4 protein-coding genes and 1 pseudogene are annotated in these 4,861 nt (G+C 71.7%); all 5 read left to right on the forward strand.

Annotation, left to right across the window (positions count from 1 at the left end; translation table 11 throughout):
- A pseudogene (locus D588_RS24830) lies at positions 1–181 on the forward strand (RDD family protein); the annotation flags it as partial.
- On the forward strand, positions 178–1,239 hold the full coding sequence (locus D588_RS0114145; protein ID WP_017916445.1) for a stage II sporulation protein M: 1,062 nt from the start codon (positions 178–180) through the stop codon (positions 1,237–1,239). The pseudogene D588_RS24830 and the gene D588_RS0114145, both read left to right, overlap by 4 nt.
- Positions 1,229–2,926: a DUF4129 domain-containing protein gene (locus tag D588_RS0114150; protein ID WP_026143720.1), complete on the forward strand. Its 1,698-nt coding sequence runs from the start codon at positions 1,229–1,231 to the stop codon at positions 2,924–2,926. The genes D588_RS0114145 and D588_RS0114150 overlap by 11 nt, the downstream gene beginning before the upstream one ends.
- Positions 2,923–4,110 carry a DUF4350 domain-containing protein gene (locus D588_RS0114155; protein ID WP_017916447.1) on the forward strand — a complete coding sequence of 396 codons (1,188 nt, stop codon included), beginning with the start codon at positions 2,923–2,925 and terminating at the stop codon, positions 4,108–4,110. Before D588_RS0114150 ends, D588_RS0114155 begins: the two co-directional genes overlap by 4 nt.
- Positions 4,107–4,861, forward strand: a 755-nt coding sequence (locus D588_RS24835; RefSeq protein ID WP_017916448.1) for an AAA family ATPase, incomplete at its 3' end; no start/stop codon positions are given. The genes D588_RS0114155 and D588_RS24835, both read left to right, overlap by 4 nt.

Below are 4,861 nucleotides of genomic sequence, written 5' to 3' on the forward strand. Positions count from 1 at the left end.
GCGGCCGCTGCTGCCGGCCGAGCAGGCGGCGCTGATCGCCTTCGCCGAGCGCGCGCCGCGGCTCACCCCGGAGCGGCAACTGGAACTGGCCGCGCTGGCGCAGCCGCTGACCGACACGCCGGGCCAGGCCGGGGTGCTGCGCCTGTACGCGATGGCCAACTGGCTGCTGGGCCGCCGATGAAACAGGAACAGTTCGTCCTCCGTCATCAGCAGGAATGGCAGGTGTTCGAGGCCTGGCTGCAGCGCAGCGCGCGCAGGTCGGCGCCGAACAAGGCCGGCGCCGCCGACGACGCCAGCAAGACCGCCGCGCCGCCGACCGCGATCCCGAGTCCAGGCCAGCCGACGCCGCTCGCCGACGAGGACATGCCGGCGCGCTACCGGCGCGTGTGCCACCAGCTGGCACTGGCACGCAGGCGCGGCTACAGCCCGCAGGTCACCGCGCGCCTGCAGCACCTGATGCAGCAGGGCCACACCGTCCTGTACCGGGCGCCGCGTCCGCGCTGGCGGCGCGCGGCGGAATTCCTGTTCGCCGAATTCCCGCAGCTGGTGCGCAGCCAGGCCGGCTACATGGCGGCGGCCACCGCGCTGTTCGTGGTGCCGCTGGTGACCATCTTCGTGCTGCTGCAGTTCCGTCCGGAACTGATCCACGGGTTGATGGACCCGATGCAGGTCACCCAGGTCGAGCGCATGTACGACCCGGCCGCCAGCGCACAGAAGCTCGGCCGCGACAGCGGCACCGATTGGCAGATGTTCGGCCACTACATCATGAACAACATCAGCATTGGCCTGCGCACGTTCGCCAGTGGCCTGCTGGCGGGGCTGGGCACGGTGCTGGTGCTGCTGTTCAACGGCATCACCATCGGCGCGGTGGCCGGGCACCTGCACCAGATCGGCTACGGCGTCACCTTCTGGCGCTTCGTTGCCGGGCATGCGCCGTTCGAACTGACCGCGATCGTGATCGCCGGCGGCGCTGGCCTGCAGCTCGGACTGAAGGTGCTGGCGCCGGGACGGCGGCGGCGCATCGATGCACTGGTGGAAGGCGGCAAGATCGGCGCGCGGCTGTGCCTGGGCGTGGCTGCGATGCTGCTGGTGGCCGCCTTCATCGAGGCATTCTGGTCGTCCATCGCGACCGTGCCGGCGTGGGTCAAGTACAGCGTGTCGGCGGCACTCTGGACGCTGGTGCTGACGTGGCTGTGGCGCGGCGGGCGCGGCCGCGCGGAGGCCCTCGATGCGGATTGAGCGCCTGGACGTGGTGCTGCGCGCACGCTCGGCCTGGGAAGCGATGGAACTGGGCAGCGCCCTGGTCCGCCGCCACGCCGGGGCGATCTGGAAGCCCTGGCTGCTGGTCACCCTGCCGCTGTTCGCCGTGCTCAACCTCGGCGCCTGGGCGATCGATGCGCTGTGGCTGGCACCGCTGCTGCTGTGGTGGCTGAAGCCGGTGCTGGACCGCATCCCGCTGTTCGTGATCTCGCGCGCGGTGTTCGGCGACGTGCCACGCGTGCGCGACACCGTGCGCGCGCAGGGCGCCTGGGGCTGGCGCACCCTGATCGGCTACCTGACCTGGCGCCGGTTGAGTCCGGCGCGCAGCGTGTTCATGCCGCTGGAACTGCTGGAAGGCGCCAGCGCCAGCCAGCAGCGCGAGCGCCGCCGCACCCTGGGCGGGGCGATCTACGGCCATGCGCTGCTGATGGCCAGCGTCTTCGCCACGTTCGAAGGCATGCTCAGCCTGGCCTGCATCGCCACGATCTTCCTGTTCGTGCCCATCGACCTGCTGCCGGAAACCGCGCGCGCGGCCTGGTCGCTGATCGGCCAGCAGACCCCGGTGTGGGCGGACATCGGCTTCAACGCCATCGCCTGGCTGGCGATGACCCTGATCGAACCGTTCTTCGTCGGCGCCGGCTTCGGCCTGTACCTCAACCGGCGTACCCAGCTCGAAGCCTGGGACGTGGAAATGGCGCTGCGCCGGATGGCCGCGCGCCTGCGCGGCGCCGCGCCGCTGGCGGTGCTGTGCGTGGCCCTGCTCGCCGCGCCGGCCGTGGCGCTGCGTGCGCAGCCGGCGGCCGACGACACGGCGGTGCAGACGGCGGCGGAGCAGGATGCTCCCGCCGACGCCGGGCGCGATGACGGGACCGATGCCGATGCCGACACGGACAATGACAGTGATGCGGATACGGATGCAGATGCCGACACCGACAGCAAGCCCGCCGCCGATACCCACCACCACCACGCCGCGCATCCGGTCCCGCTGGACGAAGTGTTCGACACCGAGCCCGCCGCCGATGCGCGCTTCGCCCGCGCCGCCGACCGCGCCTACGCCGATCCGCTGCTGACCGCCAAGCGCACCATCGGCTACTGGAAGAAGCGCAATCCCGACGAACCGCCCAAGCCGGACGACAAGCAGCAAGACCTCACCGCGTTCGGCAAATGGATGAAGGCCGCCGCCCAGGCCATCGCGTTCGTCGGCAAGTGGGGCATGTGGGTGCTGGCCGGCATCCTGCTGCTGGTGCTGCTGCTGACCGCCAGGCACTGGCTGCCGTGGATGCGCGGCAGCGGGCGCCGGCGTGCAACGGTGGCGACGGCACCGGAGCACACGCCGGTGCTGGCGCCGCAACCGCTGCCGGACGACGTGGCGACGGTGGCACGACGCGCCTGGCGCGAAGGCCGCCACCGCGACGCGCTCGCGCTGCTGTACCGGGCCAGCGTGGCGACGCTGTGCGAGCGCGCCGATCTGGTGCTGCCGCCCAGCGCCACCGAGGCGCAGTGCCTGCGCGCCGCGCAACGCCTGCCCGATGACGCCGACCGCAGCCTGTTCGCACGCATGGTGCGGGTCTGGCAGCACGCCGCCTATGCAGGCCGGCTGCCCGAGGACGGCGCCTTCGACGCGCTGGTCGACGACCTGCAGCGCCAGTTCCGGTGGCAGGCATGAACAGCGGCACGCGCAATGCGCTGATCTTCCTGGTCGGCCTGCTGCTGGTCAGCGTCGGCGCGGCCTGGTTCTTCGGCCGCTACGAACGCGCCGAGCGGGAGATCGTGCTGCCGCCGCGCGGCGAGGCCGCCTACAACCCGCTGTACGCGCTGCGCCAGACCCTGCGCGCCGACGGCGTGCGTGCCGAGTCGCGGCAACGCCTGGACCTGGAGGCGATGCGCCTGCGCCCGCACGACAGCGTGGTGCTGTATGGCGACCCACGCATGCTCGGCAAGGCCGACGGCGACGCCTTGCTGGACTGGGTGGAGCATGGCGGACATCTGGTGCTGCGCACGCCCACCGCGGAGGTCAAGCGCGGCGACGTGCCGATCCTGGAAGCGCTGGACATCACCGTCGAGGCGCGCAGCCCGGACGACTGCCTGGTGATGGCGGTGCCGGGCGCGGCGCCCCACAAGGTGTTCTGCGGCGGCCGCCGCTTCAACATCGACCCGGATACGCCCAGCAACTGGTGGAGCGGCGAGGACGACGACTTCGTGTTCGCGCGCGTGCCCTACGGCGACGGCAGCGTGGACGTGCTGTCGGAACTGGATTTCCTCGAGAACCAGGACGACCGGCTCGGCAAGATGTTCGAGGGCTCGCCGATGGAAGACGATCCGGTGCTGCGCAGCGGCGGGCTGCGCGAGGCCGGCAACCGCCTGCTGGCACGCCAGGTGCTGGGGCCGAACTACGGCCAGGGCACCATCCACCTGATCTATTCGGCCGAACTGCCGTCGCTGTGGCGCACCCTGTTCACCCGCGGCTGGCCGGCCTGGCTGCCCGCGTTGCTGGTCCTGCTGGCCTGGCTGTGGTCGCGCATGCAGCGTTTCGGGCCGCTGCTCGCGCCGCCGGCCGAGGATCGCCGTTCGCTGCTGGAACACGTGCGCGCCAGCGGCGAACACCTGCTGCGCTACGGCCGCGCCGACCTGCTGCACGCGGCGGTACGCGAGGCGTTCCTGGCGCGGCTGCGCCGGCGCGCGCCGATCGCCGCCGCGCTGGAGGGCCCAGCCCAGGCCGCCGCCATCGCCGAACGCCTGCAGCTGCCCGTGGCGCAGGTCGAACAGGCGCTGCAACCGCCGCCGCCCAACCAACCCGCCGCCTTGCGCGAGCGCATCCGCCTCCTCGTCCAGATGAGAAACCAGTTATGACCACCGCCTCCTCCGACGCCGTCGCGTCGCTCGCCGGCCCTGCCCTGATCGAACGCGCCGAGGCGATCCGCGCCGCGGTCGGCCACGCCTTCATCGGCCAGCCGGAGGTGCTGGACCAGATCCTGATCGCGCTGCTGGCCGGCGGGCATGTGCTGATCGAGGGCGTGCCCGGCCTCGGCAAGACCCTGCTGGTGCGCGCGCTGGCGCAGGCCCTGGAACTGAACTACGCACGCGTGCAGTTCACCCCGGACCTGATGCCCAGCGACGTCAGCGGCCACGCCGTGTACGACCCCAAGACCGAGAGCTTCAAGATCCGCCGCGGCCCGGTGTTCACCCACCTGCTGCTGGCAGACGAGATCAACCGCGCCCCGGCCAAGACCCAGTCGGCGCTGCTCGAAGTGATGCAGGAAGGCCAGGTCACCATCGAAGGCACGGCCTTCCCGCTGGCACCGCCGTTCCTGGCGCTGGCCACGCAGAACCCGGTCGAGCAGGAAGGCACCTACCCGTTGCCGGAAGCGCAGCTGGACCGCTTCCTGCTGAAGATCCTGATCGACTACCCGCAACTGGAAGACGAGGCGCGCATGGTCGCCGCGGTCACCAGCGGCCGCAGCGCCGGCGACTTCGACCTGTCGCAGGTGCCGCGCGTGCTCGGCGCCGAGGACGTGGTGGCGATGCAGGCCGGCACCGCGGCCATCGCCGTCGACCCGCAAGTCATCGACTACGCCGTGCGGATCGTCGCCGCCACCCGCCG

Source organism: Xanthomonas sp. SHU 308, assembly GCF_000364645.1.
GTDB lineage: Bacteria > Pseudomonadota > Gammaproteobacteria > Xanthomonadales > Xanthomonadaceae > Xanthomonas_A > Xanthomonas_A sontii.